Annotated in this window: 3 protein-coding genes; all 3 read left to right on the top strand. The window is 72.8% G+C overall.

What is annotated here, in order from left to right; all coding sequences use genetic code 11:
• Positions 1-883 (top strand): vWA domain-containing protein (locus tag ACTWQJ_RS50415; RefSeq protein WP_443313045.1); only part of this gene is annotated, 883 nt, incomplete at its 5' end.
• Complete coding sequence (gene cobO, locus ACTWQJ_RS50420; protein ID WP_443313046.1) at positions 883-1,482, top strand: cob(I)yrinic acid a,c-diamide adenosyltransferase; 600 nt, start codon at positions 883-885, stop codon at positions 1,480-1,482. The genes ACTWQJ_RS50415 and cobO, both read left to right, overlap by 1 nt.
• On the top strand, positions 1,476-2,258 hold a 783-nt coding region (locus ACTWQJ_RS50425), incomplete at its 3' end, for a cobyrinate a,c-diamide synthase (RefSeq protein ID WP_443313047.1). The genes cobO and ACTWQJ_RS50425, both read left to right, overlap by 7 nt.

The following is a 2,258-nucleotide window of genomic DNA, read 5'->3' on the forward strand; positions in this document are numbered from 1 at the left end:
CACGAAGGTGCTGACGGTGCCGGGGCTCGGCGATGGCGCCGCCGGACGGCGGTCGCGGGCGCGGACCGAGCGCGGGCGGACGACGGGTGCCCGACGACCGCAAGGGGCGCTCACCAAGCTGCATCTGGCGGCGACGGTGCAGGCCGCGACGCCGCATCAGCGGGCGCGGGGGCGCTCCGGGCCGGGGCTCGTAGTGCGCCGGGACGATCTGCGGCAGGCGACGCGGGAGGGGCGTGAGGGGAACCTCGTGCTGTTCGTGGTCGACGCCTCCGGGTCGATGGCGGCGCGGCAGCGGATGGGCGCCGTGAAGGGGGCCGTGCTGTCACTGCTCCTCGATGCCTACCAGCGGCGGGACAAGGTGGGGCTGGTGACGTTCCGCGGGTCGGCGGCCGACGTCGCGCTGCCGCCGACCTCGTCGGTGGACGCGGCGGCGGCCCGGCTGGAGTCGCTGCCGACGGGTGGGCGTACGCCGCTGGCGGCCGGATTGCTCAAGGCGCACGAGGTGCTGCGGGTGGAGCGGCTGCGGGATCCGGCGCGGCGGGCGCTCGTCGTGGTGGTGACCGATGGGCGGGCCACAGATGGAGGGGCGGCGCGATGGGGGTCCCCCCAGGCTTTCGGCTCTGGGGGAGCCTCCGGCCGGGGTGGTGGTCGGGCGACGGGTGGGACCGAGCCGGTCGCGTTGGCCTCGCGTGCGGCCGGGTTGTTCGCGGCCGAGCAGGTCGCATCGGTCGTCGTGGACTGCGAGTCGGGGCCGGTGCGGCTGGGGCTCGCCGGGCGGCTCGCGGGTGAGCTGGGCGGTACGGCGGTGACGCTGGACGAGCTGCGGGCGGACTCGATCGCCGGGCTGGTCAGGGAAGTTCAGGGCAACAGGAGGGCCGCGTAATGCCGCAGGGGCAGCCGAGTGTCGTACCGGACGACGGACTGACGACTCGTCAGCGGCGGAACCGGCCGCTCGTCGTCGTGCACACGGGCGTGGGGAAGGGCAAGTCCACCGCCGCTTTCGGGCTGGCGCTGCGCGCCTGGAACCAGGGGTGGCCGATCGGGGTGTTCCAGTTCGTGAAGTCGGCCAAGTGGAAGGTCGGCGAGGAACGGGCGCTGCGGGTGCTCGGGGACTCCGGGGAAGGCGGGTCCGTCGCCTGGCACAAGATGGGCGAGGGGTGGTCGTGGGTGCAGCGCGACCAGCAGATGGACAACGAGGAGAAGGCCCGGGAGGGCTGGGAGCAGGTCAAGCGGGACCTGGCCGCCGAGACGTACCGGCTGTACGTGCTGGACGAGTTCGCATATCCGATGCACTGGGGCTGGGTCGACACCGACGAGGTCGTGTCCGTGCTGCGGGACCGGCCGGGCACCCAGCATGTCGTCATCACCGGGCGGAACGCGCCCGAGAAGCTGGTCGACTTCGCCGACCTCGTCACCGACATGTCCAAGGTCAAGCACCCCATGGACGTCGGGCAGAAGGGGCAGAGGGGCATCGAGTGGTGACTTCTGTGCCCCGGTTGGTCATCGCCGCACCGTCCTCCGGCAGCGGCAAGACCACCGTCGCCACGGGGTTGATGGCCGCGTTCGCCGCGCGGGGGCTCGCCGTGTCCCCGCACAAGGTGGGGCCGGACTACATCGACCCCGGGTATCACGCGCTCGCGACCGGGCGGGTGGGGCGGAATCTCGACGCGTATCTGTGCGGGCCGGAGTTGATCGGGCCGTTGTTCCTGCATGGGGCGCGTGGGTGTGACGTCGCCGTCGTGGAGGGGGTGATGGGGTTGTACGACGGGGCCGCGGGCGAGGGTGAACTGGCGTCCACCGCTCATGTGGCGAAGCTGTTGCGGGCGCCGGTGGTGCTCGTGGTCGACGCCTCGTCGCAGTCTCGGTCGGTGGCGGCGCTGGTGCACGGGTTCGCTTCCTGGGATCCGGAGGTGCGGGTCGGGGGCGTGATTCTGAACAAGGTCGCCTCCGATCGGCATGAGCTGCTGCTGCGGGAGGCGTTGGAGTCGGCCGGGGTGCCTGTGCTGGGGGTGCTGCGGCGGGTGGCTCGGGTGGATACGCCTTCGCGGCATCTGGGGTTGGTGCCGGTCGCCGAGCGGCGGGCGGAGGCCGTGGATGCTGTGGCGGCGATGGCCGCGCAGGTCGAGGGTGGGTGCGATCTCGAGGCGCTGTTGGGGTTGGCGCGGAGTGCGGGAGCGTTGTCGGGTGCGGCCTGGGATGCGGCTGAGGCCTTGATTTCTTCGCCCCCGCCGCCCCTTCCCGTTCCCGACCCTGGGGGC

This window comes from Streptomyces sp. KR55, assembly GCF_052245645.1.
GTDB classification, from domain to species: Bacteria; Actinomycetota; Actinomycetes; order Streptomycetales; family Streptomycetaceae; genus Streptomyces; species Streptomyces flavusporus.

What these genes read in the sequence shown, in the direction of transcription:
- cobO (WP_443313046.1), top strand. Translation starts at nt 883, where the DNA reads ATGCCGCAGGGGCAGCCGAGTGTCGTACCGGACGACGGACTGACGACT.